This window comes from Pseudoalteromonas fenneropenaei, assembly GCF_042643375.1.
GTDB lineage: Bacteria > Pseudomonadota > Gammaproteobacteria > Enterobacterales > Alteromonadaceae > Pseudoalteromonas > Pseudoalteromonas fenneropenaei.
Genome location: NZ_JBHRSD010000002.1, coordinates 38,349 through 63,128, shown reverse-complemented (window position 1 = coordinate 63,128; position 24,780 = coordinate 38,349). Strand labels below are relative to the sequence as shown.

Genomic DNA, 24,780 nt, shown 5'->3' with positions numbered 1-24,780 from the left:
CCGACGCCATTCAACACGAATATCCACAACCTTTCACCAATCCAAATTGCAAAGAAATACTTGGGTTTACTGTAAGTAAAGTGCTATCAAGTAGGTCTGTTAGTTATTCTTATTTGTTCGGTACGCTCGATGCTGCAATTTGTTGTTTTATGCGCGCTGCTGCTCGCTTTGGTAATTCCGCCAGTAAACGCTGCTATTATTGATTGGCATGGTGAAAAGCGCCTCAGTACTGAACAATTTGAAACCGCCAAACGTTGGCTAGATTTTGGCATAAAAGCGACCACCCATGTAATTGGTCCATTACCGCAAACAACATTACCAATTCACTTAAAGCCACGCTACTTTGCCAGTGAGCCTGTGCCTTGGGCATTTATTCGCCGTGCACAAACGGCAACCCAGTATGATGGCATTGAACTACAATATTATCGTTATGCGTCATTCACGGCCCTGCAACAAGATTGGACGCTCTACCATGAGCTGGTGCACCTTTATCACCCTTATCTTGGACCACAAAACAGTTGGCTCAGCGAAGGTCTTGCAACCTATTTACAGCAACATATTTTGTTGAATGCTGGCATTATTAGTCCGGCTGAATTTACTGAACGGCTGGTTGCTGGTTTAAATCGTGGTAAAAAGCAAACCGTAAAAATAACAGGGAGCTTAAGTGCGGTGAGTCGTGCTATGTATGAAAAACGCGCCCAGCAGCGGGTTTATTGGTCGGGTACTGCTTTTTTTATTGAGGCAGAATTGCAGCTCAAGGCTAAAGGCACTTCGGTCGCCAAGATCCTTGCCAGCTACAATCAGTGTTGCCGTGAAAAAGACGATAACGCTGAGCAGTTTATCACCAAATTAGATAGGCTTGCGAAAGGCCCAATTTTTAGTAATCTTTATGCTCGTTATCAACAAAGGTTGGACTTTCCAACCGTAAGTGAAACAGATATTCATTTACTCAGCCACGCGAAAATACTCGCACTAAGCATCTGATTTAGCGCAACCATTTGCAATGGTGTGGTCGACAGCTTCAATTAAGTTCTGTACTCGTACATCCAAAATATCCAATTGCTGATTTTTCAACGCGGCGTCCAACTCCTGAGCGGCTTTTTGAATGTCGATACAATCAAACATGCCCGCAGTCCCTTTTATCGCGTGTACCGATTTACTTAACCCGTCATAGTCTTGATACTTAGCTTGATTCTGTAACTGTACTTTTTGCTCATGTAAGCCATTTAAATATTTCTGTTGTAACGCACTAAATTCTTCTTGCGGTAACTCCACTTCTACAGGTGCAGGGGCATTTAGATAGTAAGCCACTTTACGGGCAAATAAGGTACGGTCGATAGGTTTTGCCAAATGGTCAACAAAACCAAGCTTGAGATAGCGTTCGACCTCGTGCCGCATAGTATTAGCGGTGAGCGCAATCACTGGCACACTCGAACCTGTTGCTTGAATAAAGTTAAGCGCTTGTTCGCCATCCATAACTGGCATCTGAATGTCCATTAAGATCAAATCAAACTCTTGATCTAGTACCGCTTGGACTGCCAGTTGACCATTCTCCACACAAATAACAGTCAATCCCATTCGCTCAAGAATACGTTTAATAAGTTTGCGATTGTCTTCATGATCTTCCGCTAATAACACCTTGCCGCTGAGCTGTGCCTCGTTCGCTTCGTTAGTTTTATATTGTTGTGGCTCACGATGAATATCTTCAAAACGTTCAATCCAGCGCGTTTTTTCAGTCAAATAGAGCCCTATATCTAAGGTGAATTCAGTGCCAGAGCCAACTTCGCTGTCTACACTGATATCGCCATCCAGTTTCTGCGCTAAGCTTTTTGAGATATTTAAACCAAGCCCAGTACCGCCATACTTACGGCTGGTTGATGAGTCGGCTTGATAAAAAGCAGTAAATAGTTGTCGCTGTTCTTCAGACGTCATACCAATACCTGTATCGCGCACTCCCACCAACAAACGCTTATTTTGCTGTCTGACGGAGATAGCGATTTTACCCACTGACGTAAACTTCATCGCGTTGGAGGTTAAATTGAGCAAGATCTGCCGAAAACGAGTTGGGTCAATTACGATATAATCAGGGAGCGGGAAATGATAGGTTAGTTCAAACTCAAGTCCTTTATCGCGAATTTGTTTGCCAAGTAACGACTCAACTTGGGCAATGGTATCAAACAGGTTCGCTTCCACCAGCTCAACTTCGAGTTTATTGGCCTCAATTTTTGACATGTCGAGAATGTCGTTTATCAGTCCAAGTACATGTCGCGCATTTTGTAGCACAATACTGATAGCATGGTTTCTTTCATTGGGTTTAATATCGCCCAAAATAATACCATCGGCATAACCTATGATAGAAGTCATAGGCGTGCGGATTTCATGGCTCATATTCGCCAAAAAACGACTTTTAGCTTCGCTGGCATCACGTAATTCTGATGCCAGTAACTCCAGCTCATAAGTGCGTTTTAGGACTTTGGCCTCAAGGTTTTTATTAAGCTCAAGGTTGTCTTCATGCAACAAACGGAACTTGTCGGCAACAGCGAAAGCCAGCAACATGGCATCAGCTGCTGTGCCCATCAACCCAATCAAGTACAAGTTAACGCTGAGCTGCGGCAAAATACCTAAGTTGGTAAGATTCCCCACCATATTGGGGATAGCCATCGCAACATAAGCTAGAACAAAATAGCGGGCTGGCTTAAAGCCTTCCAAAATACACTTAATGCCGATATACAGACCAAGGCACAGCGCAACCGCTGTGACTAAAGTCGACCACAGGAAACCAAAACCGGGGAACAAAATGCAAAACGGCACCCCCATAGTGGCAATCACGCCAACAAATATCGAGGCTTGTGCTAAGTGTGGATGAGAATCCTTTAATCTTAATAAGTTATTGTAAAATAATATATTGGTGATTGGCGTCAAGGCGAAACCGAGCCAATGTAAATGCGCTGAGTAAACCCCAAATAACTGATCAGAAACATGGAAGAAATGACTCCATGCAAACACCCAACACGCGGTAAAAGCGGCATAATACAGGTGCGTCGCGTCCTTAGAACCAACGTAAATCAGTAAGTTGTACAAACCAAGTACAATACCTACACCAAAACATAAGGTCATGATGAGGTTTTCCCACACCACCTGACTTTCAAATGCTTCTATTGGCTTTAGCACAAGCTTAGTGGGTGTATAGAAAAAATCGCTCTCAAACAGCGTGACTAGCGTGTACTTTTCACCTGGCTTTAAAACGATGCGATTACCGTAATGAAATGGGAACTCGTTCCTCGCGTTACCACCCGTTACGTAGCGGTCAACACTAGTGCGGGTATATAAGCGCGATTCAATTCGCGATACCACGGTATTGTAGGGATAGAGCACCAATTCCTCACGCATCGACGCATTGGTGATATCAAGCACAAGCCAATAGCGACCGCCAAATAAAGCCGTACTTTCAAGTTTAGGTAACGCCTTGGCCCACTGCGCTATGTCATCATATTCTGAAGGAAAGCGAGTATGCTCCGCTGAGGCGTAGAGTGAGGCGACAGCATGGAGGTTTTCATCTTGGCGGCTATCGCTATAGACAAATTCCTGCGCATGCGCAAAGCTGCTTATTAACAACAATACTACTAAGCTAAGTAACCAATTTCGCATGCAATCGCCTTGTACATCTTATAATTATTATCGAGCTTAAAACGCCAATTTGAAGCTTGCGCCAAATCGTCGCCCTTCTCCTTTAAAGTCTTCTAACATACCCAAAAAGTTTGATAAATCGAACTTCAGGTGACTATATTCCTGATCAAACAGGTTTTTACCCCACACGCTTAGCGACCAATTTTTTCCTTGATACGCCATTTGACCATGCCACAAGGTATACCCCGCTTGCATTGCATAGGGGTTTTCATTTTGATCGAAATAATATTCCGATTGGTAATCCAGCCCCAAGGTTAAACTCACTGGCAGCGCAGTTAGTTGATAATGCAGTTCAGCGCTAGCATTCCACTTGGAGGTAAACGGTAAACGCTTATCCGTGAGAATCACACCTGCGGGGTCAATATACTCATCAAACTCCGCATCTGGGATGTAGCCAATTAACAGTTTGGTCGACAATGCGGCGGTTGGTTGGTAATAAACCTCTAACTCAGCCCCTGAAATTGTCGAATTACCGACATTCTTAAGGAGTTGCAAAGGTACTTGACCTGCAACTGACGACGGCTGATTCATAAATACCTGTTGATCGCGGTAATCGTAGTAAAAGGCCGCCATGTTTGCAGTCAGCTCACCTGAAGGTGCGTGATATTTTAAACCAACTTCATGAGCATTCAGCTTTTCTGGGCCATATTCTGCAAGCTCGGCCTGTTCTAATGAGGACAAAAATCCGCCATTATAACCACCGCTTTTCACCCCATTTGAAAAACTATAATAGCTGTCAAGTGTTGCCGACCATTTACGATGCCATGCAAATTTACCTGACACATTATTGTCCGTTACTGCTCCGTCAACCTGATAAAATGGGATCCAGATCCCTGCTAACTGAGTAGCATCGGCGACAACATTCAGTTGCGTGACAGAATCATAGTCAAACGATTCATGACTGTAACGTAAGCCAAATAGCAGCACATCATTATCGGTTACACGCCATTCATACTGCCCAAATAACGCCAACTCTTCACTATCAATACGATTGTCGTACAAAAATGTTGCGGTTAACGTTGCGGGCAACATACCTCGAAAGTCATGTAAAATATCGTTGAGGTTATCTTGCTTAATTTGCTCAAACTGGTGATAAGCACCTAAAGTTAAAAAACCACTGGCACTATTTTGCTGCCATTGCAGCTCGTTGCTGACAAGTTTAGTTTCTAAACCTAGATAACCTTCACACAAATTCGCCGGACTACCATCACAGTTAAAGTGATGTAACCTATCTAACTGACTAAATTGGCTAAGGAATACCAAGTCGGTGTCCTCATCAACATGCCATTGATAGTTAGCCTTTATGCCATTTGCTGCGGTGTGATGTGGCGAATCATTATTCACCGACACTTGCCAAAAATCATCACTGCCATCGTTAAAACCAAACGAGTCATAACATTGGCTTGAACCAGCAAGCTCTGGGCTACAGCGAGCGCCAGAAAGCGGATCAGCAATTACGCCAATACTTCCGACAGGTTGGACAATACCATTCCAGTGCGAGAAATATGCTTGAACATAAAGATCCGAATCATCATTCACCACTTTTATTCCGAGCCTGCCGTTATTCTGTTCCATACCCGCGGTTGGCGCCGCTACAAAGGTATTTTCTGTGGTGTAGTCGTAACGGTTATGACTGAGCGCAACACGCGCGGCGACTTTATCACTTAGCATCAGGTTTGCTGCGCCTTCTAGAGCGCGATAAGCATCGCTCCCCACATCAGCGCGGATATATCCAGAATCATTAAATTCAGGGCGTACTGAACGAATTAAAATCGCTCCACCGGTACTATTACGCCCAAACAAGGTGCCTTGCGGGCCTTTAAGTACTTCAACCTGCTGTACATCATATAGATTGACTAGCTGATTGTTCGCTGACCCTACTGGCAAACCATCTACATACATAGCAATTGGCGAAGTATTTGCAGTGTTATAATCAATTAATCCCACTCCGCGTATATTAATCGCTGGCGTTGTACCCTCAGCCGCATTTTGACTGATTTTTAGATTTGCAGAGAAACGTCCAAGTTCAGTTGCATCTTTTAGATTGCTACGAGCTAATTCTTTATTGGTGATCACCGTGACACTAATTGGCACATCCGCATTTTGCTGTGCCCGTTTTTGTGCATATACTTCAATTACTTCCATGTCTGTCTCAGCAACTGAAGCATCATTTTCGGCTGCCGCATACACAGGAGAGTAGATTATTGCACTAATAGCAGTAAATAACGCAGAGATTTTGTTCATTTATTAACCCTCATACTGCAAGGGGTAAGCTGGTTTATAATTCGCTTACTCCTTGCATTGAATGCCATCTGAATTGGATTATAGACGATGGCGATTACAAAACGACAAACTAACTGCATAAAATATCAATATTTAAATGTATTTCTCGGTAAATATTCAAAAACTGGACAAATTACCTCAAACTGCGCCAAAAGGTGCAAAGCCATTTTCCCCAGAAATTGGAATATTTGCGCCAGAAATCGAGCGGGCGGTTTGCATACCCGCCATCACCGCCGCCTCAACACATCCGGCATTCACTCCTGTTTTAATCCAATCACCAGTTAAAAACAAATTGTTAAACTGACTCCCATCTGTAGCCAAACGATATTGACTTGAACCTGCCACTGACAATACATAGCGCTCACTGGGATCAACATTGACCCGCCAATACTGCGCGTCGAACCTTGCATCCCCTGTCAATTCCGGCTCTGCAAACAGGACTTGCCAATCAAACCCATTGGCGTTGTATGCCAAGGGCCAAAGCGGCTGCATCCCAGTCAACAGTTTATCCATGGCTGCCGTTTTTACTTTGTCCTTCATTGCCAATGGAAATCCATGCGCTGTCTGGGCTGGATATTCAGCGCAAGGAAAGGCACCACAGAAATAAGCCACATTGGCAGGTTCCGTCGCGCCTTGCCAATGCTCCTTGTTGAGTAAATTTGCCATACCAGCCCAAGTGTCAAAAGGCTCAGAATAGGCGCTTAAAATCGGTCTTTCTTCACTAGCAGGTATATTTGTAAAACCCAGTTGCTCGTCCGTTTTGTTTAACCACAATTGGAAAGCTTGCGTTGCCACCGCTTTGATTTCAGTGGCTTGTCGATACAAGGCATGATCCTGATTAAGGAGTTTCGGACATAAATGAACCAAACCAGCAACTGAGATACCAAATATCACTTTATCGAAGTCCACACCAACCTTAAGCAACTTGCTCGGTAAAGGTTTACCAAACTCAGCTTGATAAAGTGCTGGGTAATTACTCCAAAATGACTCTAAATTGACCTGATTTGCTTTAATGAGTGCCGCTTCAGCATCGACCACCTGCTCCAATAAAGGTTGCGACGGCCAGCAAGGCAAACCTTTCACATCCACTAATGGCTCATAAGGTGGTGACTTTAGCGTTACTTGCTGAGTCATTTTAATGTTGCTAACGTGCCATTCACCAAACTGATCTTGCGCGCAGTCCAGTTCATCAACTTGATGGAAAAACTCAAACTTCACACCACGTTCTTTTAACAATTCGTAAATCGGTGCGAAAATTACATCCCCCATCCCAGCTTGCATTTTCCACATCACGCCGCCGCGATAACACAACATAATGCGCAGCATTGCCAGAGTTGCGACTCCTGCTTCTACATTAGGGCGCGCAAAATCGCCATCCACATAGCCAAACACTAAATCGTAAAACCCCCGCACTGGTGCTGAGTCGACCGAATATTGTTGGTTTGCGCCATGGCGGGTTAACCATTGACGAAAATCATATTGATTAATCGAGCCAAAACCTCGGCTTATGACTTTATCGCGCAGCATGCCAGTTAAAATGGTGATCGCGAGGTCGGCACAAATATAAGCGCGCCGTAACTCAGCATGATCATCCAATACATCGACTAATTCACTGTTTAACCAACGACGGAGCTTACGCACCATATACCAAACCACTAAATGGTCACGCTTTTCATCACTGCGTTTATCCTGCGCGCGTTGCGCCAGAAATTGACTAAGCTGCTGACCCAATAGTTTTGGTTCTGACCAGATCTCTTTAGCTTCATCTTTTACCTGCGAAAACCACTGTGTCACATGCGCTTCAGCATTATCCCAAGTGGACTCCACACTATTGACCAAATGGCGCAACAAATGTCGGTCACGCGATTTCTTGGTTTGCACTTTAGTGGCTTTAGCCACTTTCTTCGCTTCGTCTTGCAGGTCGGCAATAAATTTCTCTAGCCACGCCACAAGCATTTGGATAAATTGCCAAAAATGGAGATCTAATGTGCCGTCGGCGGGGTTGCCTGGGATCTCTGGAAAATCTATCGGCCAAGTTTGCCACTTGTTTTCAATCAATTCCTGTAAAACCACAAAACTGTGTGGTAAAAACGCTTGTTGCCAACTTGCCAGCGGTACCGTTGCTGGGCGTCCGAGCTTGTCATAAACCAGCTCCATAGTGCGAAACGCATTAACATAGGCACCAAACCACACGTGCAAGCCATGCTCTTCAATGCGTTGCCCCATCTCGGCATTACGACCACTAGCACCTTTGCCACCGAGCCGCCAGCCTAATTGATAGACAGTAAGATCGTAACTATCTTGCCAGTTCTCTTGCTCAGTAAGATATACCGCAGCGGTCATTGCAGCCACACCACCACCTAAAATCGCAATTTTTTCCGCCATGTTATGCCCCTCGCACCGCGATTTCAAAAGCAGGATCCTGATCAAAATCCATCTTTACGTAAAAGGCTAAACCGGGTTCTTGCTGGCCGAGTGCGATACCAAACATTTGGTCCAGCGGAAAAGCATCCAGCGGATGCAACGTCAGGGTAAATTTGTCACGCAATAAACCAATTTTATGGATTTTTTTAATGCTTGAAGGGGAATGTACCACAGCTTGATAGACCGCGTGCTTTGCTTCGCCATCGGGAAATTGTTTAAATAAAATTTGGTCCATTTGCGGGTGGACGAAATCACGCAGCATTTGCTTTAAAAACGGCAGAGTTGCATCCACTTCACCATTCGCCTGATGGAAGAAATGCGCAACTTCTTCGCCAAGCTCAGCAATTTCCTTAAACCAAGAATCTTTTCCCGCTTCTCGGGTGATCTCAAGCAGACGGTGCCAAGCCATTTTAGTGTCTGGCGAGAATGGGTGAAATGTTTCTAACTCTACACTGAATTTATCTGGCGATTGCTCTAAGGTTGGCATCTCATAACGGCACAAATATTTATTGTAACCCCAAGTCGCACGGCCATTTACCAAAGCGTTGATATTATTCACAGCAATAAACGCTGGATACCAATAAAGATGCAGCATATCGTCTGTTTTACGGCACACTTTGGCGATAGGCACCCAAACAATAATGTCAGTTTCTTGCATCCAACCATAATCGGCAAACGGGGCTACTTTTGAAGCTATATTAGCTATGTCGGTAAAAGTTAATAACAACTGGTCACTTAACGCCTTAAAGCTAAAGTCTGGCGACTTTACCGCGTTCAACGTGTTATCAACATAATCCTGAATGATGGTTTTACTACCTGTAATAAAAAAGCCGTACATCAGTGCATTAAGCATACGACATGGCGGTTTGGCAATCGGATTGCCGAGGTAATGTTGATACAGTGGACGATTTGGCGTGCTCACGAGCGACTCCCTCTTTATTGTTATACCCTTTCTACTTAAAGCTGCCACAGTGTTGGCGCGTTCCCTCCCCCTAATCAACTAGCATATTTATGCTTATGAGGATGAGCTTACTTGCCGCCTAACTGCAACTCCAAATAATGTAGATAGTTTGAATTAAAATATTTCGACCTGTTTCGTCTTACTTGCCTCGACGCTTTTAAGCACTTGTTGCTGGCAATAATACCCATAGTGCGCAGCTGCAGAAGGCCTATAGCCAAGACTTAATGGATTCATAAAGCCATGTTGATAACGTGTGCGAACACAATGTACAGCAGGAACCGCATCCAGCGCAGATATCACTTGACCAACGTCAAAGTGTGGCTCGTCATAGGGAAAAAGCAACTCAACGTCACACATTGGCCTAAGTGTCAGGTAATTACGGATTTGGCTGGGATAGAAACCGATTAAACGCGACACCCGTTTGACTGGTAATGCTGCAAGCGCACGCCATGCCGCGACCGCACCGGCACTAAAGGCGATAATAGTATGGGGCTGATGACGCATAATGGCGTCTTTCACTTTTTGGGCGTACTGATCATGTCCGCAAAGACTAATAAACTGATCATAGACCCTTTCTTCTGGTAAATCGGCAAAGTTTTGGCAAGCTGAGTAAGGCGCACAGATAGACACATCATTGGCAAGATCACTGGCAAATCCCTCTACATGCTTATTATTGCCGAAAATATCGGTAACAATTAGTGTCGTCATTGGTGATTCTCATTATTATTTTACAATTAAAAAGTTAGATTAACGCAAACAAAAATCAAGGTTAATTAATTTCAAGTTAACACATTGAAAACAAGTTAAGCCATCCTTATTTCTAGCATTAGCGCTTACCAAGTTAACCTAAACCACGTGGCAGTTTCATAAAACTGTCACCTGATTACGCCAGACTAACAGCGAAATAAGGAGAAAATATGATGAAAAGTACTTATAAAACACATTTAACGAATATTGTTTTTCCCATTCAATTTATTGCTATCAACAAGCTTAAGGTGGTGATCAAAGACAGCATAGGGTTTAAAAACATTGAATTTAACCAAGCTAAAGAAGCGCGTTCTTTCGCTAAACACCTACAACATGAAATGGTGAGCTGTCGCTAAACGCTCACCCTTTTTATGCCAAATTAGCTGCTTAAATTTTCCCTCTGCTACACTCAAGTAATGTGCTATCTATTTCAATGTGCCGATGCGCTGTATCTCTTTGCTTTTTTTGTACTTTTGTAGCTTTACTACATTTGGCAAACAAGTCGAATGGATAGTATTGGATTTTCCACCCTATTATTTTGTCTCGGATCAACTTACGGGTAGCGGCCGTGACGAAGCTGTCATTACGTTGTTGAATAAACGTATTAGCTCTTTTGATACTGAAGAACTACTTTTACCTGCAAGCCGAGCAGTACCGACATTAAAAGACACCAGCAAACTGCGCTGTATTTTGTCGCTTTATCGCACCGCTGAACGCGAGCAATTTACAACCTTTTCCCGCCAATTTAGCACCATAGGTTTACCTATTACAGTTGCCATGCGGCGGCAAACGCGCGCTCAATTGGGATTACAACATACGCCTAGTGTCTCATTAATGGCGCTGATGAATGATACCGAACATACTTTAGGCGTGGCGATGAATCGCTCTTACGGCAATGCTATTGATACTGTAATTAAAAATACATCGCCAACCGTCGTTGTCACGCGTGCAGGTAGCGATGCTCTAGCAAGCCTGACCGCGATGTTACTAAAAGAGCGAGTCGATTTCGTTTTAGGTTATGCCAGTGAACATTTCTACGCCAAACAACAATTAGACAAAGACGACCAACTCATTCAATTAACACTTACTGAAGCGCCTGACTTTGTGTACGGTTACGTTGGCTGCAGTCAAACCGCTGATACCAAGGAATATATTTACCTTGTCGATGAGGTGCTTGAACATCTACATGACAGCCAAGCATTTCACGACATTATGTTACGTTGGTTGCCAGCTGAGCTGCGCGCTAAGCTGGCAACACAGTTTTCACCACAATCGCATTAAGTTTGCTAATTACGGTAGAAATAACTGGATTTTACAATGCTAATTGTAGGGTCTTCAATGGCATTGATCACAAATTCAATTTCCGTGACTTTATGCGCTAGCTCCCAAGGTTCCGCAATAATAGTGACCGGGACTAAGCTCATTTCCCCTGCTTCAATCAAGATTTGCTCGGGTGCTTTGAACTCTTTAATCGTTACGCCTTGCACTGATAGCTGATAATGCAGCGGTTGCTGAGTTTTATTAATAATACTTAGCGTATACGGATTTTCGACCAGCCCAGTATAGTCAACTCGAAATAGCGCATTGCGGTCACGAATTACTGATACCTCTATCGGCATACGTAAATTCAGCCATACCACCATCACCCCAAGGGTAAGCAGTGTCAAACTGGCGTAACCTACCCGCTTTAGATTGGCCGCTCGAGAGATTTTTCCTATCATACTGTTTTCACTGCTAAAGCGGATCAAACCTGGGGCATAAGCAAATTTACTCATGGTATCGTTACAGGCATCAATACATAAGCCACAGTTAATGCACTCGTATTGTAAACCGTTACGTATATCTATCCCTGCAGGGCAAACCTCGACGCACAGATTACAATCAACACAGTCACCTAGGCCAAGTTCTCCACTATTGGCTTTACGTTTACGCGGACCACGATTTTCTCCGCGCGCAGCATCATAGGTAACGAGTTTTGTGTCTTTATCAAACATCACAGACTGGAATCGCGCATAGGGACAAGCCACAGTACACATTTTTTCGCGCAGCCATCCCGCATTACCATAAGTACATAAAGTAAATAGTCCAACCCAAAACCAAGTTAAACCACTCCAAGTTCCGGCAAATAACTCCACGTATAAATTGCGAGCAGGAATAAAATAGGTCATGAAGGTGGTGGCAGTTAAGAAGGCAATAACCAACCATGCGCCATGTTTGATGGATTTTTTTGCCAACTTTTCAGCGCTCCAATCGGCTTTGTCCAGTTTTATCCGCTGGTTACGCGTGCCTTCAACCCGATGCTCAACCCAAGTAAACATCAGCATCCAAATTGTTTGCGGACAAATAAAACCACACCATACTCGTCCAAGCCAATTGGTCACAAAAAATAACGCGAAAGCAGCTGCCATAAACAGCCAAGCTAAGATCATTAAATCCTGAGGCAAAAAGGTCATGCCAAACACGCGGAAGTGTTGCGCGCCAATATCCAGCAAAAATGCTTGTTGACCTTGATAGTTTAGCCACGGAATTGCGATGAAGAGGATCATTAAAAACCAGCTCAAACCGCGTCTGATTTTTTGCCAGTATCCTTTCTGCTCTCTTACATAGATGTGGCCTTCACTGTGATAGGGATTGATGATCAGAGAATTTTTATCAATATCAAATTTCATGTTGGTTTCTTACTTGCTAATACTTAAGACCCCCACCGCAAGTTTTAAGCCAACATTGAAATAAAATAAATTATTGATTTTTAATACATTTAACTCACAATACTGCATCTTATTTCGTGAAATATCGCGATATCGCGTTATTTCGCGAATTTTAGCCCAAGTTTTTTCATTTTTGAACGTAAGGTACTTTCAGGCAGCTGGAGGATCTCTGCTGCGCCTTGTGCTCCTGAGATCTTGCCCTCGCATGCAGTCAATACTGTTGAAATGTGACTACGTAAAGCGTCATCAAGGCTACATAGGTTTAACGAAACCAGCTGAGCTTGTAACGGCTGTGACAATTTCAACAACGGTCCTTGGCTAAGAATAGCTTCACGCTCCAAGACATTTTGTAACTCTCTAATATTACCGGGCCAATGGTACTTTTGCAGCTCGGCTATCGCAGCTTTACTCACTCCCCGTAATTGTTTACCAAGTTTTTGATTGAGCCTCACTAAAATACCCACACACAACAGCGGGATATCTTCGATGCGTTCGCGCAAAGCTGGTACTCTGATTGGAAACACGTTCAATCGATAGTAAAGGTCCATACGGAAACTGCCAGTACTCACCATCTGCCATAAGTCACGATTCGTTGCGGCCAGCAATCGAATATTGACTTTAATGGTCTGACTGCCGCCAACGCGTTCAAATTCTTGTTCTTGCAACACCCGCAGCAATTTACTTTGTGCAGCAGGCGATAACTCACCCACCTCGTCTAAAAATAAGGTGCCGCCATCGGCAAGCTCAAAACGCCCTTTACGCCGCTCGGTGGCGCCCGTAAAGGCACCTTTTTCGTGTCCAAACAGTTCAGACTCAAGCAAATTTTCGCTAAATGCCGCACAATTGACCCGCACAAAAGGCTGTTTGGCACGCTTACTAAAGCGATGCAAGCTACGCGCAATTAGCTCTTTGCCAGTGCCATTTTCACCGAGGATCAATACTGTACTGTCAGTTTGGGAAACCAGCTCAATTTGTTCCAAAACAGCGCGAAATACTCCACTTTCGCCCACTAACCCCGTGCTTTGCCAGTCTGCATTGAGTTCGCGATGTAAATACGCATTTTCTTCCTGTAACTGCTCTGAGAGCGCTTTTACCTGAGTTAGTGCATCGCGAAGTGCTTGCTCGGTTTGCTGCTGTTGTGATACGTCGCGAAATATCGCGACAGCGCCAATTAGTTTTCCATCCCGCATAATCGGTGTGGTGGTGTATTCAACAGGAAAGCGGCTACCGTCGCGGCGCCAAAATACTTCATTTTTTACTTGTCTGACTTTTCCGTCTTTGAGTGTTTGATAAATTTGGCAGTCGCAGGCCGGGTAAGGAGAGCCATCGGCGTGGCTATGATGATGATACTCATGAATACGATTACCCAATAACTCATCTGCCCGCCAGCCTGTCATGCGCTCTGCTGCAGGATTGACGAATACGGCGTTGCCATCAAGATCAAAGCCATAAATGCCCTCACCGACTGAATTGAGTAATAAGGAAGGATCGGACAAAAACTGTTGTAACTGGGCCGGCACAGTATTATTCCTTATGAATACGCGATATTTCGCGACTTTATCATAAGCCTAGCATGCGTACCAGCTTGAGCAGTTATTGTGTGAGGTGGCTAATCGTTTGGAAATGGACAATTTTACCGTCTTGCTGTTGCCAACCCGAAATTTCAACCACGTTTACAACAGGTGCGCGTGAAGCTGCACCACCGACATCTTCATCGTCTTTCTTTTTGGGCGTCGATTTGCCTTTACAAGCACATAAACTAATACAGAGAAAAATCAGCACTATCCATTTCATCATGGTGTTACTCAGTGATTGACTTCAGATGATTTGATTATAGTGTAATTTATCGATTACATGTTAATGACAAAGATAATTTAGTGCGCAACTTACAATAGTGTAGAGCTGCCTTTGCGTGCTTGTGTGACACTCACCCCAAAATGTTTAGCAAACAGCTTAGCTAACGCTTTTTCATCTTGGTAACCCACTAAACTCGCGATTTTTGCAAGACTGTAGGCATTTTCCATTATCAGTTCTCTGGTTTTTTCCAAGCGCAGCAACCGCACATATTCAGCAGGCGTCATCGCAAAATAGCGTTTAAATTGCCGCAATAACGTCCTTGGTGTCGTTGCAGCAATATCCGCCAGCCTTTGGTTACTCAATTCCTCCGCCAGATTTGCGTGAATATAGGCAACTACCGGTGCCATAGCTCTACCTGCTTGGCGCTCTAATACCGCGATGTCGGCAAACTGTAATTGTGGGTAGCTCAGAGGTGAAATTGCAAGCCACTTGCACAACTGCTGCGCCACCGCATGACCATAATGGGTCTGGATCATACTCAACACCAAGTTTTGATAACAATTGGTCGCGCCAGAAGTTATAAACTTACCATCGCGCGCGTGTCTATTACTCAGTGAGAGCTTTAATGTCGGGTGAAATTCAGCAAAATAGCGCCCAAGCCACCAGCTCGCAGTGATGTTCTTGTGCTCGAGCTCAAGCACTTCAGCCATCACTGCAACACCAGTGCAAGAGGCTGCAATGTGCTGTGCTTTGCCGGCAAAGGACTTAAATAGCGTTTTATGTAGGGCTGCATCTAAGGCTTGTGTTCGCAACAGTTCTGTACCCGCATATCGACTACCTAAAAACCATATATATGCAAACTCACTTTCCTCCGGATGATCACCAATCCACTTGGCCGGTATAACCAAACCCTGACTCGAAACGACGGGTTCAGGGTTAATACTGATCACTTCTACTGTCAAAGGAGCACTCTTGGGCGGCGCAAGACGATTGGCAAAGTCGACAAAATCTAAGATGCCAATAACGGAACTGGCAACCACGTCTTTAGTAATGAATAGAGCAATCTTCATTTTGTCTTTTTTACCTACTTTAATGTCGCTTACGCCAGTTTAATCACTGAACTCAACCTTGTACATTAGCCTTGTCGAAATAACTAAAAAGGAAAATAGGATGTGGATCCAATACCCGTTGCTCGCACTACTCTTACTTATTGTCATATTGTGGCTAGTCACTTTTGTTTTACGCATAAGAGCGATCCAAGCTAAAAATATCTCAGTGTCAGACATGTTTTCTGTTAACCGAAGCGCATTTCCTGTACATTTGCGCCTCTTAGGTAATAATTACGACAACCAATTTCAACAGCCTGTGCTTTTTATGTTAGGGCTCTTTGCGCTTGAGCTTGATGCACTCGCTGGACCTTTCTGGTATGGCTGTGCAGCTGTATTTGTGGTTGCACGTTATTGGCACAGTTACGAGCATGTGGTGCGCCGCGATCTGTTAAAGAGAACTTTAGCGTTTACGCTCGGCACTCTATCGTTACTGGCATTGTGGTCTAATTACTTGTTCTATTTATTTGCCCTTAATGATTAGGCACAAAGCGCTGCATTGCGTGTGATAGGCATGTTAGAATGGCAAAAAAGTCTGACTTGAGTATTACCGTGCATTCAAATTTGTATATTCCCGACGCATTTTTAGCTGATGTAGCCAGCTATATTCCCGAGCACCTGAATATGGCGGATTTCGTCGCTTATTGCCAACAACCTCTGCGTCGGGCTGTACGGGTTAATACCCTCAAAATGTCTATAGAGGCTTTCAAGCAAGCTTGTGTCGAGCGCAGCTGGCAACTCACTCCTATTCCTTGGTGTGCTGAAGGCTTCTGGCTTACGCGCCCAGCGCAAGAGGAAGAAAAGCTGGCATTAGGCAACACAGATCTACATCTCAGTGGCTGCATGTATGTGCAAGAGGCCAGTTCTATGCTGCCACCTATGGCACTGCGCGAGGAGCTGCACGAAGGCGGCACTGTGTTGGATATGGCCGCCGCACCCGGTTCTAAAACCTCGCAACTCGCCGCACTGATGGCCAATCAGGGTGTGTTAGTCGCGAATGAATATTCATCATCGCGAGTCAAAGTGCTGGCTGCGACCATGAAGCGCATGGGTATTTATAACGTGGCACTCTCTCATTTTGATGGGCAAATTTTCGGCGAATATATGCCTGAGCGCTTTGACCATATTCTATTGGATGCCCCTTGCTCTGGAGAAGGTACTGTACGTAAAGATGAAGACGCCTTAAAAAACTGGTCTCTTGAATCTAATCTCAGTATCGCGCAAACTCAAAAAACCTTAATCGAAAGCGCGTTTCATGCTTTGAAACCAGGTGGCACATTAGTCTACTCCACTTGTACTTTAACCCCTGTTGAAAATCAGCAAGTGTGTCAGCATTTAATAGATACATTTGGCGACGCAGTTGAGATCTGCCCGCTTAACACCTTGTTCGATGGCGCCGAAAAGGCCACCACAGCAGAAGGTTATCTTCATGTTTGGCCACAAATCTTCGACAGTGAAGGATTCTTTATCGCTAAATTTAAAAAGCGTTCCAGCGTGCCACAACCACAGCAAAAAACTAAAAAAGGTGCCTTCCCGTTTCAGCCGCTCAATAGCAAAGACAGTAAAGTACTGTTAACTGAGTTAACCAAGCAGTTTGGTATTACAACGCTGCCCGGTGCAATATATGAAAGAGACAAAGAGGTATGGCTATTTCCAGCAGAGTTTGCGGATATTGCTGAACTTATCAAATACCAACGGATCGGCATCCTTATCGGCACTCGCCATAAAAATGGTGTACGCTGGGAACATGAACTTGCAACCGCGCTGGGCCATCTTGCCAACAAAAATTGCTTTGCGCTCAACAATCAACAAGCGCAAGATTATTTCCAAGGTAAAGATGTGGAGTTATCCACAGACAGTGACAACAGTGGTGAAGTATTCCTTACCTTATGCGGCACAGCAGTTGGGCTTGGGAAGTGGCAAAAGCATAAAATCAAGAACAGTTTACCCCGCGATTTGGTGTTGAACAATCAGTTGATAACTTGGGTATAACCTGAATATGCTTTTTTGAACCTTTTAAGACTTATTCGTCATAAAAGGTTTATCTCTATGTAATATAAAGGGTTTTAAATTGTACGATTATTGTACATAAATCACAGCGTTAACTACACTGAAAGTGCTTCTACTTCTCCCTTTAAGTTAGAAGGTGTTTTAAGTTAGCGCATGGCTCTATTGAGCCTTCCCCTAAGCCCAGAACCCGTGTTCTGGGTCTTTTTTATGTTTAATATACACTTCATACTTAAAGCTAATGCGGTGTTGGTGGCGTCCGCACCCTCAATTCCATATCTTATCTATGCTCATCGGGACTTATTTGCCTGCCTGCTACCTACCACTCCAAATAGTTGAGTTCTCATCTTAAGCGACACTACTTTCTGTGCTTTTCTGCAACGGGAAAATTATGGTAAAGCATACTCCCTGATCCGGTTTTGAATCACACACTATATCGCCGCGTAACAGCTGAGTGACTAAGTTGTACACTATATGCATACCTAAACCGCACCCACCTTGGTTACGTTTTGAAGTTACAAATGGGTCAAAAATACTTCCGAGGATTTCCGGCTTCACACCGCGACCATTATCGCAATAAATGAGTTTCAGTTGGCCATCTTGCTCAACGATTTCAGTCGTCACTCGACCGCTCGTCATTCCTTCAAAACCATGGATCACTGAGTTATTTAAAAGATTGCTGATGATTTGGTAAATCGCACCAGGATACGTCAATATATCTAAATCATTGCGCCCTATTAGCTCAACTTCAATACCTTTACCTTTAATAAGCGGTGCTAGCGCATCAAATACATCCTGTACGTAATTTTTCAAATTCACGACTCGCTCAGTCTCACTGGACTGGTCAACTGCCACCTGTTTGAAATTTGCAATTAAGCTCTGCGCACGGTCAAGATTACGCATGATCAAGGTATAACCATTATTTTGTTCTTGAATTGCCCGCTCTAAATCTGATTGCTTCAATGTTTTGTTGGTAAGTTTCGCCTCAACCGCCTGCAAACATTCCTGATTGTAGGTTATGGCGGTGATAGCAACGCCAAGCGGGGTATTGATCTCGTGCGCAATACCCGCAACTAAGTTACCAAGTGATGCCATTTTTTCACTGACGATTAATTCCTGCTGGGTCCGTTTCAACTCCATCATTGCTTGCTCAAGCTTTTGATTCTTTTTATAGAGCTCGTCGGTTCGCATCGCAACTTTGATTTCAAGCTGCTCGTTGAGTTTTTGTAGCGCGTCCTGATGGATTTTTAATTCGGTAATATCTTTTAACGCCCCCGCTATGCGTGTTGCATAGCCGTTGACATCACGCGATACCACTTTACCGCGGTCTAATACCCAAACCCAATTACCATTGATGTCTTTCACCCTAAGGGCCGCTTCGTAACTTTCCGCCTCACCACGAATACAAGATTCTAGTTTATCTTCAAGCGTAATGCTGTCTTTGGGATGCACATATTGGTTCAGCCCTTCAAGTTCTAGATGGGTTTGCGCTTTGCCATAGTGAATACGTTTTGAGACACTATGGCGAAAGATCTCATGACTAGTTAGATGCCAGTCCCATAATTCATCGCCACTCGCCCATAATGACAACTCCAACCGTTCACGTAATTCTGTCATTTGCCGGTTGTCGCTGAGCACTTGGTGGTAACGCTTTTGTTTGGATTGAAAAAACAACCACAGTACCAACACAAAGGCTAAGCCATACGCCAGTTTTGACCAACTGCTCCAATACCAAGGCGCTTGTACTTGAATACTGAACTTATGGATCGGTGAATGTTGGTTAAAGCGATTTACGGTGTAAACCTCTACTTGATACTTACCCGGCACCAACTTCAATAAATTCACCTGACGGGAACCATTAGCAAGACGCAGCCAAGTATTGCTAAGACCCGTAACGCGGTAAAAGTATTTAAGTTGGCGGTCAAAACTAAATTCGAGGCTTGCGTACTGTAGTGAGACAATATTCTGGGTATGCTCAAGCAGCAAACTTTGGCTAAACTCGGGAGCCTGCGTTATCAATGACTCAGCGCTTGGTTTTAGCACCTTGCCAAGCACTGCGATTTCACTCAGTAGTAACGGTTGTGGATGATTTTTGGTGATAATGCGTTCGGGATAAAACTGATTAAACCCTTTCGCTCCACCAAGAAAAACTCGACCATCTGGCGAAAGCCACGCCGCGTTATAGTTAAATTCGTTGTCTTGTACGCCATCAACGGGTAGAAAGTTGTAGATAGATAAGCTATCCACATTGATTTGGCTGAGCCCACCACTGGTCCCAACCCAAAGATGATCTTTCCCATCAAATACCATGGCCCAAATCGCGTCATTTGATAGTCCATCATGACGAGTAACGCTGCGTTCAAGCGTAAAATCCTGACTCACAACCGAAAGCCCAGCCTCACTTGCTACCCATATCTTGCCGTTATTGTCTTTAGCCAGCATAAAAACAATATCGGACACGAGCCCATGCTGAGTACTTAAATGCTCAAGATGACCGTCACGGTAACGATACAACCCATCACCTACAGAACCAAACCACAATTCGTTATCTATGCTGAGTAAAGAAGTAACATGATTTGGACTCAACAACTCGACTGGCAAATAAGGCTCGAAATCTTGTTTGATGCTGTCAAAACGCAGCATCCCGTGCCCTCTGGTACTGGCAATAATGGCCTGTTTGTGGATGGTAATATCGTTAAAATTGAGCTCAACTGCGCCGCCTAAATCTGGCCGCCAATTGCTGAGCATTGCAGTACTAAATTGATAACGATAGACACCAGCACCACGGGTGGTAAACCAAAGTGCGTCTTGATAGGCAAAGACTTTGGTAATAAACAAACCGTTTAATTTTGTAAGCGCAGCAAATTGTTGTTCGCCGCGATGAAAACCATTATTTTCAAAATAAAATGGCCCGTCAGAGGTCGCTATCCAGAATCGCCCTTGCTCATCTAATGCGAACGCACGTACATCTGGTGAAACCAAAGGGCGGGCAGAGTAATTGAACTCGCTCACATGTCCAAATGCATCACTCAGCGCAGAAAAATACTGGAGTCCACGCGTTTCTGTACCAATCCAAAGATCTTGGTCTAGGTCACGCATAACGCTAAGGATATTGTTATCCTGTAACCCTTGTTGATACTGTTCTTGTTTTTTCCAATGCTTTAACACATCTCCATCAGTGCTCAACAAATAAACGCCATTACCTGTAGCTAAGGTCACTCGGTCGGCCGTTATTTCGATGTCATTAAGAGGAGTAGTGTCAATAGGGTGAAAGGTTTTTTGCCACACGATTTGAGGTTTAGCAAGTGACAACACTGTCAATGTTGATTGCTGATCAAAAATGTACGCTCGACCTGCTGCGAGTTCAAAGCGTTTGAAGTTACCTGGCAGAATGACTTCTATCAGGCCACTTTGAATACTGTACTGCGCTAACCCAGTTTCGAGTAACACATAATAATGTTGACCAGAGCGCACTACATTGCGCACCAATTCAGCATTGTAAGGAAAGGCTTGAATTTGTAGTGTTTCACTGTTGACGATATAGCTGCGGCCTACCTCAGTACTGACAACAACTTGCTCAGTATGGCAGTCAATACCACTGACCCTATCCGAAGCGATTGCAGCATATTCTGAGGCAAGTAAAGAGCGAAATATGCCTTCTGAAGAATAATAGATGCTAAGACCTGTGCTGGTACCAATCCACAGCTTATCGCCTTCGTGGCAAAGCGCGGTGATAAAACCGCCAGCTAAATCGGTGCGACTTTGTTGCTTAGGAGAAAATTGCTTAAATTCGTGACCATCAAAACGGTTCAGGCCAGCTTGAGTTCCTATCCAGATATAACCAAATTGATCTTGAGCGAGGGCAGTTACACTGACTTGGCTCAAGCCGGAGTCGTAGTCAAAGCGTTGCATGACCTGGGCCGTATCAGCAAATTTGGGAGTGGCAGATACCGCACAACAAAAACACAATAGCAACCAACACAGCGATTTAACCATGCCTTCGCCTTTTATTCAGGATGACACCTAAACTATAGCAATGCCTTGTTAATCACGCTAAAAATAAGTCAAATTCAGCTACTATGTAGTTAGTCTTCAAGATCAAACTGGGTAATATTGCCATTCCCATGCAGTAATTGATATTGTTCCAGCAGGCCGTCGCGCAGCTTTATCAGGCTTATCGCTGAATCACTTACCAAATAGGTATTCTTGCTCCCCATTAATTTGTGTTTATCTACGCTCATTTTCCAGCGCTTGGTAAAAAAGTTGAGTGGACTTAATGGCGCGTAGAGCCAGCTATCAAGCTTATCGAGAAACCCAATTAAAGGTTTTGGAAACTCGTTTTTAATTCCTGAAGCGGTTAACTGCCAGATACGATTATCATGCTTGCCAAAACGCGCTTTGACCGAGAAACAAAACGAATAGTGCACATCACCCGAGAGAATAATGGTTTCAACTGGCGTATCAGGACGGCGAAAAATATCTAACAGTTTCTTCGCGGCACCTTCGTGCGCCATCCAGTTTTCCACATCCACCAACAAAGGCTCACCGCAGGCGTTAAATACTGCCTGAATGGCTTCAATGGCCTTCACGCCAAATACCGGTGCGGGTGAAACGATGATCACCTGTTGATGACTGATCAAATTCTCTTCTAGGTCTAGCAAACGATCCCAGTCCATTAACCCGGATGGTTCATTGAAGTTTTGTTCGTTGCGCCAACGGTGAGTCCGCGTATCCAACACCACGATTTTTGGTTGGGTATTTAAACAGTAATGCCAATGATTAAAGCGGTTTAATGCCTTATCAAAATGGCTCCAACGAAAGGCTTTGGTCTCAATCGCCTCCACAAAGTCCGCCTGTAAACTACCAGTGTACTCAAGCGCATCGTTGCCCAGACCTTGAAACAGCCAATACGCTACTAAACCATTGTTCACGATACGGCGGCTTTCATTATCTTGTCTGACCGCAGCTTCCCATTTTGCAGTGAGGTTCCAATCATCGGTGACGTCATGGTCATCAAACATCATCAAGGTGGAAACGTTGGCACATAACCGTTCAGCGTGACTAAGCGTTGCCACATACCCTTGCAAATGTTGCCACTCATAGGCAAATTGTTGCTGGCGCTTTTTATCTGTAGATTGATATTGGATCGCATCGTAATCAATCAATTGCCAAGCACAAGCGGACCAGCTCAATAAATACAAAGCAACAAATTCGTTAAGCGAAATAAGATGGTTGCCTGACTTCATACTGGTAAAGTGAGGTTCATCTTTTTTTAACCAATAACCCATAGCGAGTTTTGAGCGCTGCTGCCAAGGCGTTTTTGGTAGCAATAAATGCCGCTGATAGAGTTGCGCTTCAAGTTTATCGGGTAACGTCAAACCACTGTCGAGATCTGGATATAAACCTAGCTTATCAATAAGCTGGTGGACAGCCAATAACATTGGCCCCGCTACATCATCAGCATAAATTTGATCGCCGGACATCAATAACAACTGACTACCCGCTTCACCCTGAGCTCTGCTTTGCGCCAAATGTAGATCTGCTGTTTTTAAACTATCGAGACTGGCATGATGGGGATTACGACAGGAGCCGTGAAGAATATGCTGCAGTTTATGAGGCACAACAAACTGGGGAGGGGCACCTTCATAGCCGAGCTTACTTAAATCGTGCAGTTTGTTATCGAGATACAGTTGATACGCAATCAGCGTATCAACTGGAAACTCCCCTTGTTGAGGTTCCAATACCAACAAATGTAAATAACAGCGCTCGCCAAGACAAAATGTCGACGCGGTGGTATGGGCTGGTACAGCTTCTAGGTTAATACTGACTTTGGCATGATAACTGGTTACTAGCTGCACGCAGATCTTATCACGCGCAGCGCGGCGGATCTGCGGCAGTAACAATAAAGCGGGTAAAGACATCGTAGCCAAAATACTTTACTTGCGCTTTGCCAACGGGAACAAACGGTAAAAATTATCCGTTGTTGCACTAGCAAGTTCACGATAACTCAATCCTTTCAACTCAGCGATAAAGTAAGCAACGTCTTGTACATACGCAGGTTGATTGGTCTTACCCCGATGCGGCACTGGCGCTAGGTAAGGTGAATCAGTCTCTATCAATAATCTATCCAATGGCAAAAAGCGCACTACGTCCTGAAGCTGAGTGGCATTTTTAAATGTCACGATACCTGAAATTGAAATATAAAAACCCAGATCCAATGCCCGCTTTGCCATCTCCAAATCTTCGGTAAAACAATGCAATACACCACCACAATTGTGCGCTTGATGCGCTTTCATTAAAGCTATGGTATCGTCTTTAGCATCACGAGTATGGACAATTAACGGTTTTTGTAGCTCATTTGCCACTTCAATATGGCCAACAAAACTGGTTTGCTGCACTGTTTTGGTATCTTGTGAATAGTAATAATCTAATCCTGTTTCACCAATTGCGACGACTTTCTCATGACTGGCGAGACGCGTAAGTAAAGCCTTGTCCAACTCAAACTTTTGGTCTAACGGGTGAACACCACAAGATGCCGAAACATCATCAAACGGCAGAATTTTTTCCAGCATTGCATCGAATTGGTCTAATTTCACATTTACGCAAAGAAAATGTTCAACGTCACGGGCACGCGCAGCTGCCAATACCTCAGGTAATTCCATACCTAGTTTTGGCCAATCCAGTCGATCTAAATGGCAATGAGAATCTACAATCATAACTACTCTTACATGGTGTAGGTGGGTTTATCCGAATTGAGCTGAGTGCCCAATAATTTCACGATTTTGTCGTTTAAGACTTCCTGACCATCGCCAAATGCGATACCAACGCCTGGCGGGTTCGCATTTTGCGCGCCTTGTGGTGTTATCCACACCACTTTTCCGCTTGCCACGTCTTCTTCTAACGCATCAGGCAATGTTACTCGTACCGCAACCGCAGTACCCATTTCAAAGCGCAGGTTGGTTTTTACGAACACTCCGCCTTGGCGTAAAAATGCCATATAACAGCGATATAATTCGTCTAAATCTTCAAAATCTACTAATAATTCTTGCATCAGGCCCCC

18 protein-coding genes are annotated in these 24,780 nt (G+C 44.2%); 5 read left to right on the top strand and 13 right to left on the bottom strand.

Translation table 11 applies throughout. From position 1 onward, the window contains the following. Positions 1-129 precede the first annotated feature (129 nt). Positions 130-984, top strand: a complete 855-nt coding sequence (locus tag ACFOEE_RS01560) for a M61 family metallopeptidase (RefSeq protein WP_377120225.1) — start codon at positions 130-132, stop codon at positions 982-984. On the opposite strand, the gene ACFOEE_RS01555 is transcribed toward ACFOEE_RS01560, so the two are convergent. The 5 genes from ACFOEE_RS01555 to ACFOEE_RS01535 all read right to left on the bottom strand — a co-directional run bounded on the left by ACFOEE_RS01555 (position 973) and on the right by ACFOEE_RS01535 (position 10,063). Beyond that, positions 973-3,648: a 7TM diverse intracellular signaling domain-containing protein gene (locus ACFOEE_RS01555; protein WP_377120223.1), complete on the bottom strand. Its 2,676-nt coding sequence runs from the start codon at positions 3,646-3,648 to the stop codon at positions 973-975. The genes ACFOEE_RS01560 and ACFOEE_RS01555 overlap by 12 nt on opposite strands. A gap of 36 nt (positions 3,649-3,684) precedes the next feature. Continuing rightward, positions 3,685-5,931, bottom strand: a complete 2,247-nt coding sequence (locus ACFOEE_RS01550; RefSeq protein ID WP_377120221.1) for a TonB-dependent receptor — start codon at positions 5,929-5,931, stop codon at positions 3,685-3,687. Between the two features lie 177 nt (positions 5,932-6,108). Then, positions 6,109-8,355 carry an NAD(P)-binding protein gene (locus tag ACFOEE_RS01545; protein ID WP_377120219.1) on the bottom strand — a complete coding sequence of 749 codons (2,247 nt, stop codon included), beginning with the start codon at positions 8,353-8,355 and terminating at the stop codon, positions 6,109-6,111. A 1-nt stretch (position 8,356) separates the two neighbouring features. Continuing rightward, positions 8,357-9,316, bottom strand: coding sequence for an acetoacetate decarboxylase (locus ACFOEE_RS01540; RefSeq protein WP_377120217.1), 960 nt, complete (start codon positions 9,314-9,316; stop codon positions 8,357-8,359). Positions 9,317-9,469: 153 nt separating this feature from the next. Beyond that, positions 9,470-10,063, bottom strand: a complete 594-nt coding sequence (locus tag ACFOEE_RS01535) for a hypothetical protein (RefSeq protein ID WP_377120215.1) — start codon at positions 10,061-10,063, stop codon at positions 9,470-9,472. 209 nt (positions 10,064-10,272) lie between these two features. Between ACFOEE_RS01535 and ACFOEE_RS01530 the strand changes: the two genes are divergently transcribed. Further along, the gene (locus tag ACFOEE_RS01530; protein WP_377120213.1) at positions 10,273-10,458 is read left to right on the top strand and encodes a hypothetical protein; all 186 of its coding nucleotides are present in this window, start codon (positions 10,273-10,275) and stop codon (positions 10,456-10,458) included. Between the two features lie 160 nt (positions 10,459-10,618). Next, positions 10,619-11,383 carry a hypothetical protein gene (locus ACFOEE_RS01525; RefSeq protein WP_377120211.1) on the top strand — a complete coding sequence of 255 codons (765 nt, stop codon included), beginning with the start codon at positions 10,619-10,621 and terminating at the stop codon, positions 11,381-11,383. A gap of 5 nt (positions 11,384-11,388) precedes the next feature. On the opposite strand, the gene ccoG is transcribed toward ACFOEE_RS01525, so the two are convergent. From ccoG to ACFOEE_RS01505, 4 genes are all read right to left on the bottom strand, one after another. Further along, positions 11,389-12,771, bottom strand: a complete 1,383-nt coding sequence (gene ccoG, locus ACFOEE_RS01520) for a cytochrome c oxidase accessory protein CcoG (protein ID WP_377120209.1) — start codon at positions 12,769-12,771, stop codon at positions 11,389-11,391. Between the two features lie 137 nt (positions 12,772-12,908). After that, positions 12,909-14,330 carry a sigma-54 interaction domain-containing protein gene (locus tag ACFOEE_RS01515; RefSeq protein WP_377120207.1) on the bottom strand — a complete coding sequence of 474 codons (1,422 nt, stop codon included), beginning with the start codon at positions 14,328-14,330 and terminating at the stop codon, positions 12,909-12,911. Positions 14,331-14,403: 73 nt separating this feature from the next. Next, positions 14,404-14,607, bottom strand: coding sequence for a hypothetical protein (locus ACFOEE_RS01510; protein ID WP_377120205.1), 204 nt, complete (start codon positions 14,605-14,607; stop codon positions 14,404-14,406). Positions 14,608-14,696: 89 nt separating this feature from the next. Beyond that, entirely contained in the window at positions 14,697-15,677 is a 981-nt protein-coding gene (locus ACFOEE_RS01505) for a GlxA family transcriptional regulator (protein WP_377120203.1), read from the bottom strand. 100 nt (positions 15,678-15,777) lie between these two features. Between ACFOEE_RS01505 and ACFOEE_RS01500 the strand changes: the two genes are divergently transcribed. Together ACFOEE_RS01500 and rsmF are read left to right on the top strand one after the other, a co-directional pair. Continuing rightward, on the top strand, positions 15,778-16,197 hold the full coding sequence (locus tag ACFOEE_RS01500; protein WP_377120201.1) for an MAPEG family protein: 420 nt from the start codon (positions 15,778-15,780) through the stop codon (positions 16,195-16,197). Positions 16,198-16,265: 68 nt separating this feature from the next. Beyond that, positions 16,266-17,705 carry a 16S rRNA (cytosine(1407)-C(5))-methyltransferase RsmF gene (rsmF, locus tag ACFOEE_RS01495; protein ID WP_377120675.1) on the top strand — a complete coding sequence of 480 codons (1,440 nt, stop codon included), beginning with the start codon at positions 16,266-16,268 and terminating at the stop codon, positions 17,703-17,705. 363 nt (positions 17,706-18,068) lie between these two features. Here rsmF and ACFOEE_RS01490 read toward each other — a convergent pair whose 3' ends face one another. The 4 genes from ACFOEE_RS01490 to ACFOEE_RS01475 form a co-directional block, all read right to left on the bottom strand. Continuing rightward, a complete protein-coding gene (locus ACFOEE_RS01490) occupies positions 18,069-21,632 on the bottom strand; it encodes a sensor histidine kinase (protein WP_377120199.1) in 3,564 nt (1,187 codons plus the stop codon). A 173-nt stretch (positions 21,633-21,805) separates the two neighbouring features. After that, a complete protein-coding gene (locus ACFOEE_RS01485) occupies positions 21,806-23,641 on the bottom strand; it encodes an alkaline phosphatase D family protein (protein ID WP_377120673.1) in 1,836 nt (611 codons plus the stop codon). Positions 23,642-23,656: 15 nt separating this feature from the next. Further along, positions 23,657-24,436, bottom strand: a complete 780-nt coding sequence (locus ACFOEE_RS01480; RefSeq protein WP_377120197.1) for a TatD family hydrolase — start codon at positions 24,434-24,436, stop codon at positions 23,657-23,659. Positions 24,437-24,444: 8 nt separating this feature from the next. Then, on the bottom strand, positions 24,445-24,771 hold the full coding sequence (locus ACFOEE_RS01475; RefSeq protein WP_377120195.1) for a PilZ domain-containing protein: 327 nt from the start codon (positions 24,769-24,771) through the stop codon (positions 24,445-24,447). Positions 24,772-24,780 lie beyond the last annotated feature (9 nt).